This is a genomic window from Flexivirga sp. (genome assembly GCF_035551235.1).
Taxonomy (GTDB): Bacteria; Actinomycetota; Actinomycetes; order Actinomycetales; family Dermatophilaceae; genus Flexivirga.
On the sequence record NZ_DASZNO010000038.1, the window covers coordinates 193,247 to 215,835 of the forward strand.

Annotated in this window: 19 protein-coding genes; 7 read left to right on the forward strand and 12 right to left on the reverse strand. The window is 67.7% G+C overall.

All coding sequences use genetic code 11. The annotated features are described in order from the left end of the window. The first annotated feature begins 107 nt into the window (after nucleotides 1-107). A complete protein-coding gene (locus tag VG502_RS13725) occupies nucleotides 108-725 on the forward strand; it encodes a TMEM165/GDT1 family protein (RefSeq protein ID WP_325550626.1) in 618 nt (205 codons plus the stop codon). A gap of 7 nt (nucleotides 726-732) precedes the next feature. Here VG502_RS13725 and VG502_RS13730 read toward each other — a convergent pair whose 3' ends face one another. Genes VG502_RS13730 through VG502_RS13745 form a run of 4 tightly spaced genes read right to left on the reverse strand, consistent with a single transcriptional unit; the run spans nucleotide 733 to nucleotide 5,621 of the window. Beyond that, nucleotides 733-1,674 (reverse strand): glycosyl hydrolase, encoded by a 942-nt coding sequence (locus VG502_RS13730; RefSeq protein ID WP_325550627.1) that lies wholly within the window; start codon nucleotides 1,672-1,674, stop codon nucleotides 733-735. Further along, entirely contained in the window at nucleotides 1,658-2,716 is a 1,059-nt protein-coding gene (galE, locus tag VG502_RS13735; protein ID WP_325550628.1) for a UDP-glucose 4-epimerase GalE, read from the reverse strand. The genes VG502_RS13730 and galE overlap by 17 nt, the downstream gene beginning before the upstream one ends. Next, nucleotides 2,717-4,675, reverse strand: a complete 1,959-nt coding sequence (locus VG502_RS13740) for a glycosyltransferase family 2 protein (RefSeq protein WP_325550629.1) — start codon at nucleotides 4,673-4,675, stop codon at nucleotides 2,717-2,719. Further along, nucleotides 4,659-5,621: an NAD-dependent epimerase/dehydratase family protein gene (locus tag VG502_RS13745; RefSeq protein WP_325550730.1), complete on the reverse strand. Its 963-nt coding sequence runs from the start codon at nucleotides 5,619-5,621 to the stop codon at nucleotides 4,659-4,661. The genes VG502_RS13740 and VG502_RS13745 overlap by 17 nt, the downstream gene beginning before the upstream one ends. A 518-nt stretch (nucleotides 5,622-6,139) precedes the next feature. Here VG502_RS13745 and VG502_RS13750 point away from each other — a divergent pair. Further along, a complete protein-coding gene (locus tag VG502_RS13750; RefSeq protein WP_325550630.1) occupies nucleotides 6,140-6,853 on the forward strand; it encodes a glycosyl hydrolase in 714 nt (237 codons plus the stop codon). 14 nt (nucleotides 6,854-6,867) lie between these two features. Here the strand turns inward: VG502_RS13750 and VG502_RS13755 are convergent, their stop codons facing one another. The 6 genes from VG502_RS13755 to VG502_RS13780 all read right to left on the reverse strand — a co-directional run bounded on the left by VG502_RS13755 (nucleotide 6,868) and on the right by VG502_RS13780 (nucleotide 13,326). Continuing rightward, a complete protein-coding gene (locus VG502_RS13755; RefSeq protein WP_325550631.1) occupies nucleotides 6,868-7,698 on the reverse strand; it encodes a phosphotransferase family protein in 831 nt (276 codons plus the stop codon). A gap of 409 nt (nucleotides 7,699-8,107) precedes the next feature. Beyond that, on the reverse strand, nucleotides 8,108-9,889 hold the full coding sequence (locus VG502_RS13760) for a hypothetical protein (protein WP_325550632.1): 1,782 nt from the start codon (nucleotides 9,887-9,889) through the stop codon (nucleotides 8,108-8,110). A gap of 235 nt (nucleotides 9,890-10,124) precedes the next feature. Continuing rightward, nucleotides 10,125-10,640 (reverse strand): DinB family protein, encoded by a 516-nt coding sequence (locus VG502_RS13765; protein ID WP_325550633.1) that lies wholly within the window; start codon nucleotides 10,638-10,640, stop codon nucleotides 10,125-10,127. Between the two features lie 67 nt (nucleotides 10,641-10,707). After that, nucleotides 10,708-11,742, reverse strand: coding sequence for an MBL fold metallo-hydrolase (locus VG502_RS13770; RefSeq protein ID WP_325550634.1), 1,035 nt, complete (start codon nucleotides 11,740-11,742; stop codon nucleotides 10,708-10,710). A 183-nt stretch (nucleotides 11,743-11,925) separates the two neighbouring features. Continuing rightward, complete coding sequence (locus VG502_RS13775; protein ID WP_325550635.1) at nucleotides 11,926-12,618, reverse strand: HNH endonuclease family protein; 693 nt, start codon at nucleotides 12,616-12,618, stop codon at nucleotides 11,926-11,928. Between the two features lie 42 nt (nucleotides 12,619-12,660). Further along, nucleotides 12,661-13,326, reverse strand: a complete 666-nt coding sequence (locus tag VG502_RS13780; RefSeq protein WP_325550636.1) for an MOSC domain-containing protein — start codon at nucleotides 13,324-13,326, stop codon at nucleotides 12,661-12,663. Between the two features lie 68 nt (nucleotides 13,327-13,394). Between VG502_RS13780 and VG502_RS13785 the strand changes: the two genes are divergently transcribed. The 3 genes from VG502_RS13785 to VG502_RS13795 are packed head-to-tail and all read left to right on the forward strand — an operon-like array spanning nucleotide 13,395 to nucleotide 17,650. Beyond that, nucleotides 13,395-15,083: a DUF885 domain-containing protein gene (locus VG502_RS13785; protein WP_414655742.1), complete on the forward strand. Its 1,689-nt coding sequence runs from the start codon at nucleotides 13,395-13,397 to the stop codon at nucleotides 15,081-15,083. A 27-nt stretch (nucleotides 15,084-15,110) separates the two neighbouring features. After that, entirely contained in the window at nucleotides 15,111-16,997 is a 1,887-nt protein-coding gene (locus tag VG502_RS13790) for a Na+/H+ antiporter (protein ID WP_325550638.1), read from the forward strand. A 23-nt stretch (nucleotides 16,998-17,020) separates the two neighbouring features. Next, nucleotides 17,021-17,650 carry a Maf family protein gene (locus tag VG502_RS13795; protein WP_325550639.1) on the forward strand — a complete coding sequence of 210 codons (630 nt, stop codon included), beginning with the start codon at nucleotides 17,021-17,023 and terminating at the stop codon, nucleotides 17,648-17,650. 19 nt (nucleotides 17,651-17,669) lie between these two features. Here the strand turns inward: VG502_RS13795 and VG502_RS13800 are convergent, their stop codons facing one another. Then, nucleotides 17,670-18,944 (reverse strand): MFS transporter, encoded by a 1,275-nt coding sequence (locus tag VG502_RS13800; protein ID WP_325550640.1) that lies wholly within the window; start codon nucleotides 18,942-18,944, stop codon nucleotides 17,670-17,672. A gap of 160 nt (nucleotides 18,945-19,104) precedes the next feature. On the opposite strand from VG502_RS13800, the gene VG502_RS13805 reads away from it, so the two are divergent. Both VG502_RS13805 and VG502_RS13810 read left to right on the forward strand, forming a co-directional pair. Then, a complete protein-coding gene (locus tag VG502_RS13805) occupies nucleotides 19,105-20,379 on the forward strand; it encodes an MFS transporter (RefSeq protein ID WP_325550641.1) in 1,275 nt (424 codons plus the stop codon). A 33-nt stretch (nucleotides 20,380-20,412) separates the two neighbouring features. Further along, entirely contained in the window at nucleotides 20,413-21,222 is an 810-nt protein-coding gene (locus VG502_RS13810; RefSeq protein ID WP_325550642.1) for an MBL fold metallo-hydrolase, read from the forward strand. 6 nt (nucleotides 21,223-21,228) lie between these two features. Here VG502_RS13810 and VG502_RS13815 read toward each other — a convergent pair whose 3' ends face one another. Further along, a complete protein-coding gene (locus VG502_RS13815) occupies nucleotides 21,229-22,533 on the reverse strand; it encodes a YihY/virulence factor BrkB family protein (protein WP_325550643.1) in 1,305 nt (434 codons plus the stop codon). Nucleotides 22,534-22,589 lie beyond the last annotated feature (56 nt).

Here is a 22,589-nt window from a genome sequence, read left to right on the forward strand (position 1 = left end):
GTGACTGGACGAGACGTTCGAACCATGACAGCAACCCGCTGCCGGTTCGACGTGCTCGTCTTTTTTGTTGCCCGGCACGGCGTTCCGGCCCGAAGCCAAGGACCCTCGTGCTCGACCTCGGAATCATCGTCACCGTCTTCGCGCTCGCCTTCGTGGCGGAGCTCCCGGACAAGAGCGCCGTCGCCGGCCTCGTGCTGGGCACCCGCTTCCCGTGGCCGTGGGTGTTCACGGGCGTCGCGGCGGCGTTCCTCACGCACGTCGTGATCGCGGTCAGTGCGGGTCAGTTGCTGTCGCTGCTGCCCGGGCGGCTCGTCGAGGGCGTGGTCGCACTGCTCTTCGTGTTCGGCGCCTGGCTCATCTGGCGGGAGGGCGCCCACCACGACGAGGTCGAGGCCGAGGGCGAGGCGGAGAGCGCCGACGCGGTGTCGGGGCGTTTCGACGGCGCCGGTTTCCTGAAGGTCGCGTCGCTCGGGTATGGCGTCATCTTCGTCGCCGAGTGGGGCGACCTCACCCAGATCCTCACGGCGAATCTCGCTGCGAAGTATCACGATCCGTTGTCGGTGGGCATCGGCGCGACGCTCGGCCTGTGGTTGGTCGCGCTGCTCGCCATACTCGGCGGCAAGACGTTGCTGAAGTTCATGCCGATCGTGTGGATCACGCGTGTCGCGGCCGTCGTGATGGTGGTGCTCGGTGTGCTGAGTGCAGTGTCGGCGGTCCGCGGCTGAGTCGCGGTCAGCTGATCCGACGGAACTGTCGCCCGACGCTGCGAGTGCGTCCGTCGTCGTCGTACAGCGCGACCGTCGGCGCGTAGGGCTTGGGCGTCAGCGAGAACCATGCCCAGCGGTGCACATACGGCAGCGTCGTCATCATGGCGGCGCTCGCGTCGAGGAACTCGGCTTGCAGACTCGAGCTCCTGGAGCGCGCGCCGGCGCCGTGCCAGGAGATGAGGCTGAACTCCGTGAGCCAGATCGGCAGGTTGTAGCGGTCGTACGAAGCCTTCAGGTAATCGTGCAGGTCATCGACGGCGCGGCTGATCGAGAAGTCGGTCTCCACCCGCGGGCGGATGTACCAGTGCAAGGGCAGGAAATCGACGCGATACTTCCGGCCCCGGACGCCGCTCATGAACCGGTCGAGCCACCCACCGGGCCGGTCGGCTCCGGCCGCAACCGCCGGTGCACCCAGGTGCAGGCCGGTCTCCTGCAGCCGCGGCCAGGCGGTCAGGGCCTCCTGAACCGACATGTGTGCCTGCGTCCGAACGAGGGGTTCGTTGAACGCGAGCAACGACGTCCCGAGCGAGGCGGCTTGTGCGAGGGCAGCGTCGGTCAGGTCCGGCCTTCCCCAGATCATCGGCACGAATTCGCAGCCGGGCGGACTCTCGATGCCGTGGTGATGTGGCGCGAAGGTGTAGTACCAACGGGCACCCGAGTCGGCGAGGTCCTGACTGACATGATCCACCCCGGTCCATGTCGCCACCCCGGGCAGCGGGCCCGGGGGCGGCGGACGCTCCGTCTGTCGGGCGCTGGGGGTGGGAGCCGCCGACGGTCCCTGCGTGGTCGCGGGTGGCCCGGCGGGCGTCGTCGAGGAGACCGCAAGTGGGTTGCCGCACCCTGCGACCGCCGCAGCCAGCCCACCGAGCCCGCCGCTGATCGCCAGTCGTCTAGGGACGGCCTGCATCGGCATATCCTCGTGGGTTGGCGACCTGGAAATTCCAGCTGTCACGGCACATGGCGGCCAGGTCGAGTTGCGGTTTCCAGCCCCACGCCTCGCGCACCGAGCCGGCGTCGGCGACCAGCCGCGGCACGTCTCCGGGGCGGCGGGGCAGGACCGTGTAGGGGATGTCGCGGCCGCACGCCTCGATGAAGGCGGCCCGCAGCTCGAGGACCGAGGTCCCCTCCCCCGTCCCGAGGTTGAACACCTGCATGCCGGGGTGATCATCGATGTGGTCGAGCGCGTCGACGTGACCGCGGGCGATGTCGACGACGTGGACGTAGTCGCGGACCGCCGACCCGTCTGCCGTCGGATAGTCCGCACCGAAGACGTTCAGGCGCTCGCGCTGACCGCCTGCGACTTGTGCCAGATACGGGATGACGTTGCGCGGCGTGCCCACCGGGACCTCGCCCAACAACCCACTGGGGTGCGCGCCGATGGGGTTGAAATACCGGAGGCTGATGGCGCGCATGTCGGAGTGATAGCGGCAGCCGTCGTCGATCATCCGCTCGGCCGCGTGCTTGGACCAGGCGTACGGGTTGGTGGGCGCGATCGGGGCAGTCTCGTCGAGCAACTGCGCGCGCGTCTCGCCGTAGACCGAGCACGACGAGGAGAAGACGATCCGCGTGACGCCCGCCTCCTTGGCGACTGCCAGAAGAGTGGCTGTCCCCGCCACGTTGGTGTGGAAGTAGCTGAGCGGGATCTCGGTCGACTCCCCGACTGCCTTGCGTGCGGCGAAATGGATGATCGCATCGACGGAGTGCCGCTCGAAGACAGTCGCGAGCGCATGCCTGTCGGTGACATCGACGCGCTCGAGGATCGGCAGCACACCCGTGATCGCGTGGACCCGGTCCAGGGCCTCAGCGCTTCCGGCCGACAGATCGTCGACGGCGATCACGTCGTACCCGGACTGGATGAGCTCGACGCAGGTATGGCTGCCGATGAAGCCGGCGCCACCGGTCACCAGCACACGTGGGCGTGCCCCTTGCGGGCGGGAGACCGCGGACATCTACAAGACCTCCATGAGTTCCGGAATGTATGCCGCCGTGACCAACCCGACGAATGCCGTCGTCGCCAGGGAGATGAGCAGCGGCCCCCAGACGGAGCGGACCGCCGCCAGGCGGGTATTCGCTGCGTGCCGAGCGACGTCACCGGCATGCAGCACACAGATGACGACCGCGAAGACGGACTGCGAGGCGGCCGCGAGCAGGGAGAGCCCGACGTAGCCGACCACCTCCCTGCTGCCGATACCGACGCGGGCACATGCCGCCATCGTGAAGCTCATCAGGCAGAAGGGCAGGATCAACTTCACCGGAAGGGGTTGCGGTCCGAGGCCGCCCTTGGCGGTGACCTTGAAATCGAGAGTGCGTGGCAGGAACCGGTCGATGGTGGCGGAGACAACACCCATCACGGTGAACGGCCAGCGGCTGCCGACATACAGCATCCGCTCCCAGCTGATGGTCGGGGCATCGAGTGGTCGGGTGACACCCGTTTGTCGTAACAACACCGTCACCGCCAGCAGCCAGCTCGTCATCGCACCCCAGAGCGCGAAGAACCACACGATGTCGACCGACACCCATCGGCTGCGAGTCACGTCGGCGATGGCGAAGCTGGCGGGACCGAGCACGGCCATGAAGGTCAGCAGCACGTAGACGCCGGACTGGAGCAGGAAGCGGGCCGCCAGGGTGAAGGGCAGCGCCCGGCAGGTGCGTGGCACCAGCGTGAAGAACACCGTCGTCAGGCTGCGCGCCCACTGGAACTCCTGGGTGACCATGGCGGCGAAGTCGGTCGGACCGTCCCCGTGCGCGCTGGCGTAGATCGCAAACGCACCACGCCACCCGGCGACATTGAGCAGGTACGACGTGGTGAAGTCTTCGGCCAGCTCCGGGCCCAGCCCGCCGATCTGGCGCAATGCCGCCGTGCGGACGGCGTAGTGCGATCCGATGCAGACAGGGGTGCCGTCCGCGTTGAGTCCGATCTGTTGGGCTCCGTGGAAGGCCGCCTCCTCGTGGGGTCTGCCGCGGACGGTCCAGGACTGCTCGGCATTCGCGTCGCAGATGCTGGGGGCGGCGACGTAGCCGACGGCCGGGTCGATGAAGGGCCGCACGATCTCCCGCAGGTAACTCCGTCCCGGGACATGGTCGGCGTCCAGCTGCGACACGATGTCGTACGACTGATAGCCGTAATGGTCGTAGAAGTAGGCCAGGTTCCCCTCTTTGCACCGGCGTCGCCGTGGCCAGGTCACCCGCTGGTAGCGGTCATCCCCACGTCGGCTGGAGACGTACACGCGGTGCTCCCGACACCACGTCAACGTCTCCACGGAGGGGTCCTCGTCGGCCAGCCACACATCGTAGGGAGCGGGGAAATTCTGGTCGAGCATCGCGCGCAGCGTCGTACGAACCAGTGGCCACGGTTCGGAGGGTGCCTTCGTGACGACCATCGCGATCCGCCCGCTCGGAAGAGGCAGGTCCGCGCCGACGAAACGCATGCGGTTGACGATGCGGAGGAAGTAGACGGACAGCAGCAGCACCGCGAGCAGGAGTCCGGAGTTGATCAGGAAGCCGAACCACGTCAGGCGGTGCGACGGCAGGACCCACCACGCCACGAACACGCAGAAGGTCAGGAGCCATCCCGCCGACAGGAACGCGAGGATTCGCCGGGCTCGTGGTGACAGCGCCGGGGCCAGCAGCGCCTGGTCGGCAGCGCGGCGGGACGGCAAGGACCCGAACACCGGCCCCGACGGACGCACATCGATCACGATCCCGCCGGACAGGGCGAACAGGTAGTCGCGCACGTCGTCGACCGCGGTCCCACCGCGTTGTGCGGGCGATGCAGCGAGCGCCCGCCCGCCGGTCGACGAGGTGACTCGCCGCGAACTCTTCGGGTGGACCCGGTGCCGACCCGCCGGGCGGGCTTGCGGTCGGATCCTGGCCCGGTGCCGGCCGGCCCGCTTAAATGGAGACAGCATCGACGAAGGATGGATTTTCTGCATACTTCATGCAGTTCCACGACACTGTCTTCTCGAGCCCTTCCGCTACGTCGACCAGCGGTGACCAGTCGAGTTCGGCGCGGGCCACACTGATGTCCGGTCGCCTGCGGGTCGGGTCGTCCTCGGGAAGCGGATGGTAGTCGATGACGGACGTCGACCCGGCGATATCGCGGATCCGCTCGGCAATCTCCCTGACCGTCAGTTCCTGCGGATTTCCAAGATTGACAGGCCCTTTCACGCGACTGTCGATCATCGCGAGGAAGCCTCGGACCATGTCGGAGACGTAACACAGGCTCCGCGTCTGGCTCCCGTCCCCGTAGACCGACAGCGGCTCACCCGCCAATGCCTGCGCGATGAAATTGGTCACCACGCGCCCGTCGTCACGCCGCATGCGTGGCCCGTACGTGTTGAAGATCCGCACGATCCCGGCGTTGATCCCGCTGCGCGTGTAGGCCGCCACGAGAGCCTCGGCATAGCGCTTCGCCTCGTCATACACGCTGCGTGGCCCGATCGGGTTCACGTTGCCCCAGTAGTCCTCGGTCTGCGGGTGTATGGCGGGATCGCCGTACACCTCGCTCGTCGACGCCTGCACGAACCGCGCGTCGTGGGCGGCTGCGAGATCCAGCGCCCGGTGGGTACCGATGGATCCTGTGGTCAGGGTGAATACGGGCCGATCCAGATACGCCGGCGGGGAGGCCAGGCTGGCGAGGTTCACCACTGCATCGACCGGTCCACTCACCTCGATCGCTTCGCGGATGTCGTGCACGTCGAGGTGGAATCTGGGTGACTCCAGCAGGTGGGCGACGTTGTCGACGAGACCCGAGGAGAGGTTGTCGATACAGATCACATCGTCGCCACGCGCGTGCAATGCTTCGCACAGGTGGGAGCCGATGAACCCTGCGCCGCCGGTGACGACCACACGCATCGGTGTCTGGTTCATCACCGCCATGGGTCCCACGTCCCGTGTGCCGCGCCGAGACTCCTCGTTCCGTCGACACCGAACCACATGTCACTTCCTCCTTGTGCAATGCCCGTCGAGGCGTCGTCGCTGAGGTGTCTAGTCCCTGATGGCGAGGAGCGTACATGGATCTGTTACCGGTCCGTAGGTTCGAAACTTCGGGTCTCGATAGGTGATACAGCGGCAAGAAGAGACGACCGCGAGCGCTCTCGACACCACATGGCGACGGCTTCAGGAAGTAGCCTTGTCCGCAGACATCAACCGCTGCCGACGGCCGATATCAGCCGATATCGACAGCTGATGCGACAGCCGATATCGAGCCGCGATCAACCGGATGGGAAGAGATGAGCATCAGTAGGCGGAGCGCACTCGCCGGGTCGCTCGGAACGACCGCAGCAGCGCTCAGTACAGCGTGGTCGACACCATCCGCAGACGCCTCCACGACACCCATTCCCGGTGTCGGCGCTTGGGCCGGGGTCGATCAAGTGAGCAATGATCTGGCGAATTCACAAGCGCACTGGTATTACACGTGGGCGCCCAATCATGAGTGGATCACCACCCCGACCGGCTGCGAATTCGTGCCCATGATCTGGGGTCAACGTGACCTGACCAGCAGTGCGCTCTCACAAGCGAAGTCGAACGGCCGAATACTGCTCGGGTTCAATGAGCCGGACGTGCCGACCCAGGCCAACATGTCGGTTCAAGTGGCGCTGGACGCCTGGCCGAAGCTGCAAGGGACCGGCATGACGCTGGGCGCGCCCGCCGTCTCCTCGAACGCCGCCACCCCGGGGGGATGGCTCGATAAATTCATGAGTGGTGTGAGGTCACGGGGTTACCGAGTCAACTTCATTCCGTTGCACTGGTACATGAGTGCCGATCTCTGGAGCAATTACTCCACTCAACGAGCCGTCAGCATCCTCCAGCAATATCTTCAGGCGACCTACAACAGGTACAAGCTTCCGATCTGGCTCACTGAATTCAGCCTCATCTGGTTCGACGGGTCGACTCCGCGAGCAGAAAGCTCCTCGGTGCAATCCGCATTCATGAGCGCAGCAAACAGCATGATGGCCACATTGCCCTACGTACAGCGCTGGGCGTGGTTCTCGCTGACACCGTTCAATAACGCGACCCCCGCCGCGCTTTACGACAATCATGGAAACATCACTGCCACCGGGACCAAATTCCAATCCATCGCCTGATGTACTTTCTTGACTTAGCCGAGTAGTTCGTCGATCCATGCGTCGAGGCGTTTCCGCAGGATGGCCGCGGTGATGTCCGCCCTGCCGATGCCGGCATAGTTGACGTCCCAGGACTCGACGTGCGGGTCGGCGTGCTCGGCAGCCAGGACGTCCCAGGCGCGTATGTCGGGGACGTGGTGCCCGGAGCGTTCCTCGTAGCTGCGCAGGAAGTGGTCCGCTGCCGCCACCGAACCGAGCAGTACCAGGTCCTGCCGGCACCACGCCACGTCGACGCCGCGCGGAGCCCAGCGGGCGCCGTTCCAGTCGACCACCCCCACCAGCCGGTCGTTATTCCAGAGGGCGTTGCCACACCAGAAGTCGAAGTGCGTGAGGACGCGACCGCTCAGGTCCAGCCGCTCCCATTGCGCGTGCGCACGCACGGACAGCCTGCTGGTCCTCGTCGGCGGTTCCTGCGGTTCGGGACGTAGTCCCGTGCCGTCGAGCTGGTGGATCCTCGCCAGTGCACTCGCCATCTGCTCGGCGATCACGTCCGGTGGCAGGTCAGGGTCCGGGTGGTTGCCGTCGAGAGCGGTGGTCACGATCACGGGGTGGCCCGACTCCTCGCCATACGCGATGAGCCGGGGCGCCATCGCGCCGAGCGGGTCCAGCCTCTCGAGCACGCCGATCTCGTGGCCCACCGCGGGTGACTCTTGCGAAAACGCCCGCACGACATACGATTCCGTGCCGTCCGTCGCCAGGATCGTGACCGCGTCCTGGCCGCCGCTGAGCTCGCGGACGAGCCGTAGCGGACGAGACAGGAGCCTTTCCCCCGTCGCGATCACCTCGGTCGTGCTCAGCGCTGTCATGCCATCACCCTGTCACCTGGTCTACTCGCGCATCGAGTAGCGGTGAGGAACGAGCCGCGTCCATTCGCCGGTCGAGTAGCGGTGAGGAACGAGCCGCGTATCGAGACCGAGACCCCGCGCCGGCGTTGCGTTTTCGTTCCACTGCGGTCGCCTGTTGGTCGGGCGACGACCCCGCCGGCGTGCCGACCCGCCTCCCTTCCGCCGTGTCGCTCCGTGCGGACCCGCCCGGCCGGCGTTGCGGATCGCTACACTCCCGCCGCCAGCCCGGACTCGCCGCAGGATTGCCCGCCAAGGCAGCTGCCGGGCGCGCCGGTCAGCGTGGTGCGTGAATAGTTCAATGCGGATGTCGCGACGCGGCCACCGAGTGAATCGGCAGTGTTCGCAACCGAGCACACCCACATCTCAATTCCTAGAACGGTGGTGCCTTCGGTAGCTCGATACGGATGTCGCGCCTTGGCCGGTAGAAGGTGATCTTGCATCGGAGCCTCCGCCGTGGCCCCCGGCCACGATCGTTGTGATCGTGATCGCCGCCGTCGTCGTCCTGGCCATCCAGGTCCGGGACGGCGTGTGATTCCGGGGCGCGGGCGTGCTCGTCGTCGTGGCCGGTGAGGAGGTGCAGGTCCTCCAGATCGGTGAACACGTTGGGTGTGACGTCGTGCTCGCGGCACAGCGCCAACCTGATCCCGAACTCCTGCTCGATGCGGCTGACGAACGGCGGGCACTGATCATCGGGCCGGTCATGGTCGTACGCGATCGTGCGGAGCCGACGCGTCAGCGTCTGCCAACTGATCGACGCGTCCTCGTGCTGCCGGCTCGCCCAGAACCTGCCGGTCTTCGGATTGTGATGCCCCCGGTGCAACGCGTGCAGGTTGTCCGGGTGCGTCGCCCCCTTCCCCGGTTCCGTTGCACCGGGCTGGTACTCGACGTCGTGATCCACATCCGCATCCGCCGCAGCCACACCACAATCGCCCGGCGCCCGGCAGGCGCGGTCCCTGCCCTTGACCAGCCGGGCCATCGCCGCCGGCACGCGATACGTGCGCGCCGCATCCATCACCTCGCCGCTGATCGGATCGGTCACCAGACGCGCCCACGTCGAGCCTGCCTGCAACGCGACCTCCCGCACCTGCTCCGCCGACAGGAACCCGAGCCCGGGCACCTCGCCGACGCCGAACGCCGCACCAGCACCGGTGCTCGAACCAGCCGCGCCGCCGTCGGCCCACCCGGCGAGGACGTCCTCGGGCAGGATGCTTGCCAGGTTGACGATCACGTGCAATCGGCCTGCCGGTGCGTTGCCGAGACAGTCATCCCCGGCGACCGTGCCACGCAGCAACAGGTCGATCGCGATATCCGCCCGTAACTGCGCCAGGGTGCGCGGGTCACCCGCAGCCCGTGCTGCCTTCGCCATTGTCGTGATGCGCTGCTGCGCCGCGAAGACCCGAGCCGCGTCCCCGGTCGCCTGAAACATCGCAGTGCCGTCCTTGCCGGGGAACGTGCACGCATCCCGCCCCTGCACGGCGTCCGCATGACGGCGTTTGCGGTCCGCCGCAGCCGAATCCACCAACGCCAACTGTCGGCGGATCCTCGCTCGGAACCCACTGTGCGACAACGGCACCGGACACGCACCATCGCCGTCGCCGTTGTTGTCGGCGCGTGTCCTGTCCGGTGGCGCCAGCAGCCGATCGATCACCTGACCGGCCAACACCGGATCCAGATGCGCCGTCTCCGTGTATGCGATCCGGGCCCGCTCCCAGGAACACCCACCCCCGGCCAGTAACTCGTGTGCGGCCCCGACCCGCTGGGTCATCGCGGTCGCGAACCGCACGCGGTCCCGTGCGGCGCTCAACGTCGACCCCGTCAACAACTGCACCTCGTGCACCACCGCCCGGCACGCATGCTTACGGTGCGCCGCAACCTTCGCGACATACCGCGGATCATCCACCGGCACACCGTGATCGACGGCCACGTCCTGGACCAACGCCGCCGTGGCGTCCAACGACGCCGCATCCGCGAAACCCTTCACCGCCTCCGCCGCCTGCACCACGTCCCCCAAGTGCTCCCGCGACACGCGCTCCGCACGCGTCACTGCCCCGTCCCCGCGGCCGGCCTCTGTGACCAACGCGACCAACGCATTCGCAACCGTCTCGGGCAGACCCGACAGATCCAGCACCCGGCCACTGTCCTGGGACATCACCACCGGCCACCTCCACCCGTCACCCCTGGTTGCTATCTGTGTTCGATTCTAAACGGGACCACTGACAACCCCATCGAACGAAACCTCAACAGCCACAACAGTTTCCGATCCGGCAAACGCGCAGTAGCGCACGGCACTCCCGCCAGATCAATGCGCCAGGTCTCGGCACCGTCCTGAACGCGCTGGACGCACGATCCATCCGCTCAGTCCTCGTATGCCGGCCATGGCCGGGCCCCTACCGCAAGCCCAGCCGGGTCTTGCCGTCGAGCAACTCGCGCGCGATCTCCAGGTGTCCGGAGTGGGCAGCCGTCTCCTCGATGAGGTGCAGCACGATCTCGCGTACGGTGAGCGGCTCCTCGTCGGGGTCCGTGCTGTGCCGACCCCGGGGCGCCGCATCGAGCGCAGTCGCCGCAAGCATCTCGTTCGTCTGCCTATTCTGATCCCGGTAATAGGTCAAGACCTTCGACGACGGCCAGTCGATGACGAACGGCGCGTTGGGGTCGTAGGGCTCGTCGTCGAAGTCCTCGTCGAACGGGTGGCCTGGGTCGTGATCGAGAACGACGTCGCACGTCCAGTGGCGTTCGGCACCGCCGAGGTGCGCCACCATTCCCGCGGGCGTCCAGCCGGACGGCACGACCGAGGTGTGCCAATCCTTCTCGGAAAGACCCTCCACGATCGAGCGCACCGAAGCGCGCTGGTATTCAAGCGCCGCGATCAGCGCCGGGCGGTCCGCCTCATCGAAACTCGACATCTTCCGATGATCGCACCGGTGACCGACACGGCGTGCGAATCCCACTGATACTCACGCCCACCGCCAGTCACGCACGCCGCCCACGCGATGGGACAGCGATTCGCATCAGCTCCTCGCCCACAGTCACCCGGCCGCTGTAGCCCTGCTGCGCCCACCGTGACCACTGGCGTGGATCGAGCGGATGGTGCGCGAGATCTCCGATGTGCGAGAGCACGAGGTGCCGGGCACCCGCCGCCTCGGCGATGGGGCCGACCTCCTGGACCTCCACGTGCGACTGCAGCATGTGGTTCATGACCGCGTCGGGCAGGTTCGCGCCGCGGACGTTGATGGCCTCGTGCACCAGCACATCGGCATCGCGGGCCAACCGAATCAGGTTGTCGCTCCTCCGGGTGTCACCGGAGAACACCACCGAGCCGTAGTCCGTGTCGAACCGGAACGCGAATGACGGGAAGGCCGGGCCGTGTGGGACGAGGACGGCGGTCACGCGCACCCGGTCGTCCTCGAAGACCACGAACGGCGCCATTCGCGGTGCCGTGTCGCCCAGCGGATCCGCGCCGACATCGGGGACCGCGATCTCGTGCACGTCGGCCAGCGTCCGGATGTCGCGAATGCCGGTGTCCCGCATGAAGATGTTGCTGCTGTAGGCGAACGCCCGGTGACAGCTCTCAGTCAGGTCCGCCAGGCCGGGTGTGGGGTTGTCAGGCGCGATCACCGGCGCCGAACCACCGCCGTACTTCGGCGGAAGCGCCCCGGCGGATCCGGGACCGAACACCTTGACCGGTCCCGCGAGGTTGTCGCCCTCCTCGTTCGGGATGTGCCCGCCCAGCATGAAGTAGTTGTAGTAGTCGGCCACGTGGTCGGCGTGCAGGTGGGTGATCAGGATGGATCGCAGGTCGCGCAGCCGGAGACCCGACTGGACGTACTGGGTCACCGAGGAGCGTCCGCAGTCGATGACGTAGTTGACGCCGGCGACCGTGAGCACGGTGGAGATGCCGACCCGCTTCTGTTGGACCGGAGGCCCGGCCTGGGTGCCGAGCAGCGTGAGCTCCAGCTCGCCACGGCGCACCGATCGAGCGGCGGGTTGCGCCGATGCTGCGGACATTCCCGAACCTGTCAGTCCCAGTCCGGCGCCGAGCGCTGACACACCGGCGGTCGCCAGCAGACTGCGACGGCCGATCCGGTGACAAGAGTCCTCGAGACACATGGCTTACCTCCTGAGAAAAACGGTCGGTGCATCGCCGTTTTTAACAGGAAACCTGATTATTGTCCAGGCCTGCGAACTCGCTCAGCAGGTGGCGAGCATGCTGTTCAGCGCGGTCTTCTCGGAGCTGGTCACCCACAGGCCGTACTTGTCCTTGATCAGCACCCAGCGCGTCGCGTACAGGCAGTATGACGCCGTGTTCGGCGGCTTCCATTCCGCCGGATCGTCATCACCCTTCGACTGGTTCAGCGAATCGTCGGCCGACACCAGCACCAGCGGATCGTTCGCGTACTGCGTGCGTTTCGTGGTGTCCCAGGCCGCGGCCCCGGTGGCATAGGCGTCACCCAGCGGCACGACGTGATCGATGTCGATGTCGGACGCCTCGTCATACTTCTTGGCGCCATACGGGTCGACCCACGTGCCCTGCAGGCTGGTGCACGTCGACGACATCGTGACGTTCTCACCGTCCCGGTAGAGCGCCGCATTCCGCGCGTTGCAGGCGTTGTTCGGCTCCACCGGCCAGCCCCAGGTCGACGCGTCTCGCCAGTGCGGGAAGAGGTCGCGGCTGTAGCCGTCCATCGACCCCTTCGCCTTGACGGTCAGCGTCGATAGGTCTGCCTTCGCGTCCGCCGAGGTCCCCGTCAGCCCCAGCTTCAGCTGCGCGGCTGCCACCGTGCCCGACACCTGGCCGACCTCCGTCGCCTGTGCCGGCGCCGTCGCCGCCATCCCGAATGCGACCGAACCGGCTGAAACTGCAACGAGGAAGCGACATTTCATGAGTCTTGACGCTACGCCGGGCACGTCATGCGCGAGTGATGTTCAGGTCAGTCCCGGGTCAAGAATGCGTGTTCTTTTCGCCATACGCTCGCGGTCCCGCTCGTCCAGCACGCCCGCTTCCAGGACCGCTCGCATCGCGTCCACGTCGTCGTAGAACGCACGGAACGCCGTCGGCACATCCACGCCGTGCGACGGCGCCTCCAGCACCCGCACCCCATCACCCGGTCGTATGGCGCCAGGAGTGACCACGCGCAGGTACGCCCCGGAAAGCCCATGTGCGACATACCTTTTCAGCCAACCGCGCTCGGCCATGTGCATCCGGAACGTGCCACACGGGATCCGCGGGCCACTGACCTCCAACACTGCCTCGCCGACCTCCCACCGTGTGCCGATGACAGCGCGATCCACGTCGAGACCGACGGTCGTGAGGTTCTCACCGAACATGCCGTCGTCGAGCTGCCGACCGAGCTCCGCGCCCCACCAGTCCAGCTCCTCACGCGCCACGGCATACACCGCCTGGTCGTCCCCGCCGTGGTGCTCGCGGTCACCGATGAAGTCGTCGAGCACACCGCTGCCGAGACCACCGTGCTTCGGACCCGGCGCCCGCACACTGATCTCGGGCACCGACCGCTTGTGTATGCCGGTCGGCGTCGTCTTGGCCGAATTCCGTTCCGCCCGGCCAACATTCGTGGAGATGACACGCGGCATGGGCGCACCGGCAGGGTGCGAATCATTCAACACGGACACCCGACGATTGTGCGGGCCGTGCAAACCTGATGCAACGCCGTTTCAGCCCGGCTAGCGTGCAGGCTGTGACTGACGACCTCGCACGCACCCCGACCGCTGTCGACTCGATCGCCGAGCGCTTCCACGAGAAGTCGATCGAACTCTCCCCGATGTGGGGCACCTACATCGGCTCGACCGAACGCCAGGACGAGCTCGACGACTTCTCCCCCGCCGGCCTCGCCGAACGCAACGCCCTGCTGCGCGAGACGCTCGCCGCGCTCGATGGGGTGACCGCCGAGGACGACGTCGACAAGGTCACCATCGACGCGATGCGCGAGCGCCTCGGCCTGGACGTCGAGCGGTATGACGCCCACCTCGACCACTCCGCGCTCAACGTCATCGCCTCGCCCCTGCAGGACGTTCGCGACACGTTCGACCTGATGCCCACCGACACACCCGAGCAGATCGCGACGGTCGGCAGGCGGATGCGCGCCATACCCGAGGCGCTGGATCAGTGGTTCGAGTCCCTGCACGTGGCCGCCGATCAGGGCGTCGTCAGCCCGGTCCGGCAGGTGAAGGCCTGCATCGAGCAGACCAAGGACCACACCGCGGCCGACGGTTACTTCGCCGAGCTGAAGCGCCAGCGCCCCGAGATCGCCGGCGACATCGATGTCGCCGCGCAGGCCTACGCAAGGGCCGGCGACCGGCTCCGCGAGGAGCTGCTGCCGCTGGCGCCCGAGTCCGACGCCTGTGGCCGCGAGGCGTACGGCTTGCACTCGCGTTACTTCCTGGGCGCCACGGTCGACCTCGAGGAGACCTATGCCTGGGGTCAGGAGGAGCTGGCGCGCATCACGGCACAGATGCAGGAGGTCGCGGGGCAGATCGTGCCGGGCGCCTCGGTCGAGGAGGCTATGGCCGCGCTCGACACCGACGCCGACTACACGCTCAGCGGCACCGAGGCCCTGCAGCGCTGGATGCAGGGCAAGGCCGACGAGGCGATCGACAAGCTCGGCGGCACCCACTTCGACATCCCCGAGCCCGCGCGCACCATCGAATGTTGCATCGCCCCAACGCAATCCGGCGGCATCTACTACACCTCACCGAGCGAGGACTTCTCCCGGCCCGGCCGGATGTGGTGGTCGGTGCCCAAGGGCGTCGAGTCGTTCAGCACCTGGCGTGAACTGACCACCGTCTACCACGAGGGCGTACCCGGGCATCACCTGCAGAACGGCCAGACGATCTTCCGTTCCGGCCTGCTCAACACCTGGCGCCGGCTCGGCGTCTGGTGCTCCGGACACGGCGAGGGCTGGGCCCTGTATGCCGAACGGCTGATGGACGAACTCGGATTCCTGGAGGACCCCGGCAACAAGCTCGGCATGCTCGACGGGCAGTCCCTGCGCGCCGCACGCGTCGTCCTCGACATCGGCGTGCACTGCGGCTTCGAGGCACCGGCCGAGGTCGGCGGCGGCGACTGGACCTACGACAAGTGCTGGCAGTTCCTCAACGCACACTGCGACATGCCCGAGGGCTTCCTGCGGTTCGAGCTGGACCGCTACCTCGGCTGGCCGGGCCAGGCTCCGTCATACAAGATCGGCGAGCGGATCTGGATGCAGCTGCGCGACGAGGCGCGCGCTCAGGAGGGCGACGCCTTCGACCTCAAGGCGTTCCACCGTCGCGCGCTCGACATCGGCTCGGTCGGTCTCGACACGCTGCGCGGAGCGGTGCTGCGCACGCTGTAGCCACCGGCCACCTGGGAAGATGACCGCGTGCATATTGCATTACCGATCTTCCTGCTGACGGCCTCGGTGGTCGTGCTCGCCACCATCGCCCGCCGGATCGGCCTGTCCGCCCCGCTGCTGTTGGTCGCGGTCGGCGCCGCAGTGTCGTTCCTACCGGTCATGGCCTACCCGTTCGAGGTGGACCCGGAGATCGTGCTGCTCGGGTTCCTTCCGCCCCTGCTGTTCGCCGCGGCGTCCAACACGTCGCTGATCGACCTGAGCCGGGAACGACGGCAGATCCTGCAGATGTCGGTACTGCTGGTGCTCTTCACGGCGTTCGGGGTCGCGCTCGTCGCGTGGGCCCTGCTGGACGTGCCGTTCGCCGCGGCGGTGGCGCTCGGAGCCGTGGTCGCCCCGCCCGATGCGGTCGCCGCGACAGCGGTCGCCCGCCGGATCGGCCTGCCCCGTCGGGTCGTCTCGGTGCTGGAGGGCGAGTCGCTCTTCAACGACGCGACGGCCCTGGTCACGGTCAACACCGCCAAGGGGCTGATCGCCGGTGGCGCCGGCGCGACGACGGTCTTCACCGCCGGGCGGGACTTCCTGTGGGCGTCGCTCGGCGGCGCCGCGATCGGCTTCGTCGCCTACCTCCTCGTGTCGTGGGTATGGCGGCACGTGACCGACACCGTCACGATCGTCTCGCTGAGCTTCCTCAGCCCGTGGATCGCGTACCTGCCCGCCGAGAAGGTGCACGCCTCAGGCGTGATCGCGGCCGTGGTCTGCGGGGTTGCGACCAGTCACGCCGCGCCCAAGATCCAGACCGCGCAGTCACGGGTCTCCGAACAGCTCAACTGGGCGTCGATGACGTTCCTGCTGGAGAACATGGTCTTCCTGCTGATCGGGCTGCAGACCCGCACGATCGTCGACGGGGTGCGCCACTCGGGCAGCGGCCTGGGCCGTACCTTCGGGATCGCGGTCCTGATCCTGCTGACCGTCATGGTGCTGCGCCCCGTCTGGTTGCTCAGCTCCGAGATCCTCAGCCGGCGCTGGGGCTGGTCCAGCACCGCGATGAGCGGCCGGGAGACGGCCATCGCGTCCTGGGCCGGTATGCGGGGCGTGGTCACGCTGGCTGCGGCGTTCCTCTTGCCGACGGAGACCCCGGAACGGGCCGCAATGGTCTTCATCGCCCTTGTTGTGACAGTGGGCACCCTTGTGCTGCAAGGATTCTCGCTCGGTTTCCTGTCCCGCAGGCTCGACCTGCACGGCCCCGACCCCCGCGAGGACGCACTACAAACCGCGCAGCTGACGCAGGCCGCGGTCAACGCGGGCAACCGCCGCCTCGAGGAGGAGCTGGACGACAGCGAGTTCGACGTCCCCGACCAGGTCGTCTCGGTCCTGCGGCACCAGGGCACCCGCCGCGCCAACCTCGCGTGGGAACGTCTCGGCCACAGCGACGGCACCAGCGAGACCCCCTCCGATGCCTACCGGCGGCTGCGATCGGCCATGCTCGACGCCGAGCGCAGCAAGGTCCTGAAGCTGCGCGACAAGGGCGTCATGGACCACGAGGTCCTGCAGGCCGTCATGGGCTCGCTCGATCTGGAGGAGTCGATGATCGCGCGGGTGCAGGACTACGACCGCAGCCTGACCGAGCGGATGTTGCTCACCCCCGAGGAGCGGCAGTTCGGCTGCTGCCATCTCGCGGACGCGCCGTTCGCGGTCGATCCGACCACCCCGGAGGGATGCGAGGAGTGCCTGCAGGACGGCACCGTCTGGGTGCACCTGCGACTCTGCCTCAGCTGTGGGCACGTCGGGTGTTGCGACTCCTCGGTCGGCAAGCACGCCAGCAAACACTTCACCGAGACCGGCCACCCGGTCATGCGCTCGTTCGAGCCGGGTGAGGGCTGGCGCTGGTGCTTCGAGGACAACGTCCTTGGGTGAGCGACAGCCCGTAGGCTGCCGTCGTGACCGTCGAACTCATCCTCGCCTCCGCCTCCCCCGCCAGACTCGCGACCCTGCGGTCGGCCGGTGTCGAGCCCGAGGTGATCGTCTCGGACGTGGACGAGCCCGCCGCCCTCGCGCGCGCCGAGGCCGGTCTCGGTGAGCCGCTGGGCACGGACGACGTCGCGCTCCTGCTCGCGCGTGCCAAGTGCGAGGCCGTGGCCGCGGGGACCGACGCCGACGCGCTGGTGCTCGGCTGTGACTCGGTGCTGGAGTTCGACGGCGACACCCTCGGCAAGCCGGCCGACGCCGCAGAGGCGACCGCCCGCTGGCAGCGGATGCGCGGTCGTTCCGGCACGTTGCACACCGGGCACTGGCTCGTCGATGCTCGGGACACGTCCACCGGCGCGACCTTCGGTGTGGTGGCCTCGACCGTGGTGCACTTCGCCGACCTGACCGACGCCGAAATCGAGTCGTATGTCGCCACGGGCGAACCACTCCACGTCGCGGGCGCGTTCACCATCGACGGACTCGGCGGACCGTTCGTGCGCCGCATCGAGGGCGACCATCACAACGTGGTCGGGCTGAGCCTGCCGGTGTTGCGGGACATGCTCGGCGAGGTCGGCGTGACGTTCGACCAACTGCGCGACTGACCGGCCGCGCGACCGGCCCTCAGGCCGTCTGCCCGGCGGAGTCGACGACCGCCGGCATACTCATCAACCGGGGGAACGCGAGCACCAGCACCCCGGACAGCAGGAGCAGTACGGCGAAGGTCATCATCGCCTCCTCGCCGCCGGCGGCTCCGATCAGGAAGCCCATGGTCGCCGGCGCCAGGGCGGTCAGCACGAGCGACAGGACGTTGTCGGCGCTCATCACCCGGCCGAGCCGGTCGGCAGGGGTTCGCGCGGTCAGCACCGCGACGACCGCGGCGTTGCACGGTGCGAGCAGGAACGTCGCACACGCCATCAGCACCATCAGCGCGACCGGCGCGTGCACGAACGCCATACCGGCGAAGGCGACCGCGCCGACGACCGGCGTCAGAAACATCAGCAGGCCGACACTCAGGTGCTGCAGGATCCGTCCGGCCAGCAGCGAGGCGACCAGCATCGAGACCGCCATCGCACTGGACACCGCGCCGATCCAGCCCGGCGCGGTCCCCCGCTGCTGCATGGTGATGGTGACCGAGACGACCAGGCCGGTGCCGGCGAAGTTGAGCACCGTCGACAGCAGCGTGATCGTGCGCAACAGCTGGTGCCCGAAGAGGAACCGCAGTCCGGTGCGGATCGACGGGAGCAACGCCTCGCGATCCTCGATCGCGGTGCCCGGCAACGGAGTCCGCACGCGGGAGGCGCACACGATCGCCACGAGGTAGGTGAGTGCGTCGGCCACCATCGGCAGGCCACGCGTGATGCCGAAGAGCAGACCACCGATCGGTGGACCGGCCAGGCCGGCCGTCGCCGAGCGCACCTGGTTGTTGACGGCAGCCCGAGGTATGTCGCTCTTGCGCACCACGTGCCGGACCGCGACCTGCTCGGCGGGGGCGTAGAAACCGTTCGCGACACCGCCACAGGCCGCCGCGAGCATCAGGTGCGGCACGGTGATGTGGTCGGCGAAGGCGGCGATCGCCACCGAGAGGTATGCCGTGCCGCCCAACGCGGCCGCGAAGATCATCGTCCGGCGCCGGTCCCAGCGATCGACGAGCGCACCGGCGGGCAGGCCGACGAGGACCAGCGCCATCGTCGTCGCACCGGCGACCAGACCGACGGCGAACGGACTCCCTGTCGCGGCGAGCGTGATGAGGGGGAACGCCAGGCTGCTCATGCGGCTGCCGAGACTCGAGATGGCACCACCGGCGATGAGATAGGTGTAGTCGCGGTTCTGGCGCAGAGGGGGTTGCTCCGCGTCGTCGGTCCCCAACGTCGCGCGCCCCCTCTCGTCGACTGTCACGCCTCAACACTTTGCCATCCCTGAACAGGTGGTTGGGCCAGCGGAAGGTAAGGGTTTGGTCAGGACCGAAATCGGTGAGTTCGCAACGCCCGACGGGCCGTTCGGCGGGTCTACCGTCGTTCTTCGCAACGCTATGGATTTCGTGTGATGAAGGAGCCGTATGTCGACCATCTCCCCACCGGCCAAGCTGACCGCGGATCAACGCAACTCCTTCGCCGCGGCCTATCTCGGCTGGGCCATGGACGCCTTCGACTACTTCCTGGTCGTGCTCATCTACGCCCAGATCGCCAAGGACTTCGGCAAGTCGCTCACCGAGATGTCGCTCATCACCACGATGACGCTGATCATGCGCCCGGTCGGAGCCTTCATCTTCGGCCTGTGGGCGGACCGGGCCGGCCGGCGCATCCCGTTGATGGTCGACGTGTCGTTCTACTCGGTGGTCGGTTTCCTGTGCGCGTTCGCCCCGAATTTCTGGGTGCTGATGGTCCTGCGCATGCTCTATGGCATCGGCATGGGCGGCGAGTGGGGCCTGGGGGCGGCGCTGGCGATGGAGAAGATCCCGACCCATCGCCGCGGGTTCTTCTCCGGGATCCTGCAGGGCGGCTACTCGATGGGCTACCTGATGGCGTCGCTGGCCTTCCTCGTCGTCAACACCTGGTGGGGCCTGAACTGGAGGTGGATGTTCGCGCTCTCGATCGTGCCCGCGCTCATCTCGCTGATCATCCGCGCGAGGGTCGAGGAGTCGGAGGTATGGCGGGAGAGTCGCGAGCGCTTCAAGTCGACGACCACCAGCGTGGGCGACATCGTCAAGAACCCGACCATCTGGAAGCGGTTCATCTTCCTGGTGCTGCTGATGACGGCGTTCAACTGGATGAGCCACGGCACCCAGGACGTCTATCCGACCTTCCTGAAGGAGACGGTCGACGGTGGGCTCGGATTCGCGAAGTCGACGGCCACCTGGATCGCGGTCGTCTACAACCTCGGCGCCATCGTCGGCGGTGCGATCGCCGGAGCGCTCTCCGAGCGTTACGGTCGCAAGACGCTGATCGTGCTGTGCGCGGTGCTCGGACTGCCGATCGTGCCGCTCTTCGCCTACTCCACCTCACTGGGGATGATCATCCTCGGATCGTTCCTGATGCAGGTGATGGTGCAGGGTGCGTGGGGCGTCATACCGGCGCACCTGACGGAGCTGTCGCCGGACGAGATCCGGGGCTTCTACCCCGGCGTGACCTACCAGCTCGGCAACTGCCTGGCGGCGTTCAACCTGCCCATCCAGGAGGCCCTCGCGTCGTCGCACGGCTATCCGTTCGCACTGTCGGTGACGATCGTGCCCGTCTTCATCGCCGTCATCCTCTTCACGCTGATCGGCAAGGAGCAGAAGGGGATTCACTTCGGCACCCGCGAAACCAGCGTCGTGGCGGAACAAACCGGTTGACCTGAAGTGCGCTTGAGGTCCCAGGATGGACACATGATCACTTGTGCCACCTGCGCGGTGGAGTATGACGACACTGCGGCCGGCCGCGACTGCCCCATCTGTGCCGACGAGCGGCAGTACCTGCCGAAGGACGGGCAGGCCTGGACCAGCGTGAAGCAACTCGCGGCGGCCGGCCACCACGTCGAGGTCCTCGACCTGCGGCCGAACCTCACCGGGCTGCGCACCGACGTCGGCATCGGGCAGACCGCCCTGTTGGTCCAGACGCCGGAGGGCAACCTGCTGTGGGACCCGCCCGGCTACATCGACGACGACGCGATCGCGGCCGTCGCCGAACGCGGCGGCATCCGCTGGATCGCCGCCAGCCACCCGCACATGTTCGGCGTCCAGCTCGAGTGGTCAGCGGCCTTCGACGACGCACCGGTCTACGTGAACGCCGCGGACATCGATTGGCTCGGCCGCCGCGGAGCGGCGATCACCGAGTGGGACGACGAGTTGCGGCTGACCGGTGGCCTCACCCTGCACCGGATCGGCGGCCACTTCCCCGGCAGCGCGGTCGCGCACTGGGAGCACGGCGCCGACGGTCGCGGCACCCTGCTCAGCGGGGACACGATCATGTCCAACCCGGACCGCCGGTCGGTGAGCTTCATGCGCTCCTACCCCAATCGGATCCCGCTGTCCGGCAACGTCGTGCTGCGCATCGCGGACCGGGTGAAACCCCTTGCCTTCGAAGAGATCTGGAACAACTTCGGACTCGCGGTGCCGACCGACGCGGCTGCCGCGGTCCAACAGTCCGCACAACGACACGCCGCCTGGGTCCGCGGGGACTTCGACCACCTGACCTGACGGCCGCTAACGCTCGGCCGACCAGGGTCCGCGGATCACCGGCGCGGTGTCCTCCTGGTCGTCCTCGTCCTCCTCGTCCTTATCGTCGGCCTCCGAGTGGTGCCGGACGAGGGGGATGGTGCGCTCGTCATGTTTCGGGCCGGTGCCCGCGCGTGAGCTGGGCAGCCGGTGCGCGTCCTGCGCGTCCGCCGATGTCTTGGTGGGCATCGGCTCGGTCGCCGGCGCCGTGGCAGCGGGCGAGGGCGGCTCATCGCGGTCCTCGCCCGGCTTCGTGCCGTCGCCGAAGTCGAGCGGCAGCGGCACCTCCTCGTGGCCGGAGCCGTCGTCCGGTCCGAGCTGGGGCTCCGGCTCGGGTGGCTTGTCGAAGCCGACGTCGATCTGCTGGAACCCCTTGAGCCGGGTGGCGCGTGCCAGGCCGCTGTAGGCGCGCACGTCCGCGTCGGTGAGCTGGACGTTGTCGGTGAACGGCGTCAGCAGCGCCCGCGGCCACAGGCGCAGCGTCCAGACCGCGTTGATCTCCATGCTGAGCACGATGATGATGCCGGCCACGAAGAGGAAGAGCATCAGGCCGAGCACGACCGCCAGCGTGCCGTCCATCGACTTGTTGCGCTGCACCACGTGCTCGACGTAGATGCCGCCGAAGCGCTGCAGCACCTGCCACATGATCGAGGCGAAGACCGCGCCGGGCCAGATGTCGCGCCAGCGCAGCGACCGGCTGGTCGCGACGTGGTAGGCGACCATGAACGCGAGCACATCGATGGCGAGCGTGCCGAGCTTGACCCCCAGCGATGCCAGGCCCTCCAGGTGCACCAGCCGCGGCACGACCGAGGTGAGACCGATCGTGCCGAGCAGCGCGGTGCCGAGCAGCCCGATCAGCCCGATCGACTTGCCGCGGGCGGCGAACGGGTTCGGGCGCGAGTTGCGCGGCACCTGCCAGACGCTGTTCGCGATGTACTGGAACGCCTGCGCGCTGCCCAGCGCACCGTAGAGCGCGACGAGCGTGCTCACCGTGATCGAAACCCAGCTGCCGGACAGCGCGTTCGGGGAGGCGATCTGGTCACTGACGATCGGCAACTCGTTGAGCGCCGACTTGATCAGCTCCTGCTGCAACCCCGGATCGCCGTCCAGGACGACACCGAGGATCGTCGATCCGAGGATCAGCAGCGGGAAGAGCGAGACGAACGCATAGAACGCCAGCAGGGCCCCGAGGTAGTTGCCCATGTCGTCGAGGAACTTGTAGAAGACCGCAATGGGATAACCCAGCGGCGGGAACTTCCGCTGCGCCCGATCCACCGCCGCGTGTGCTGACACCCCCTAACGGTATCTGGCCCTGCCGAAAAAAGCGGACCAGGCAGTCGGGGCCCCCG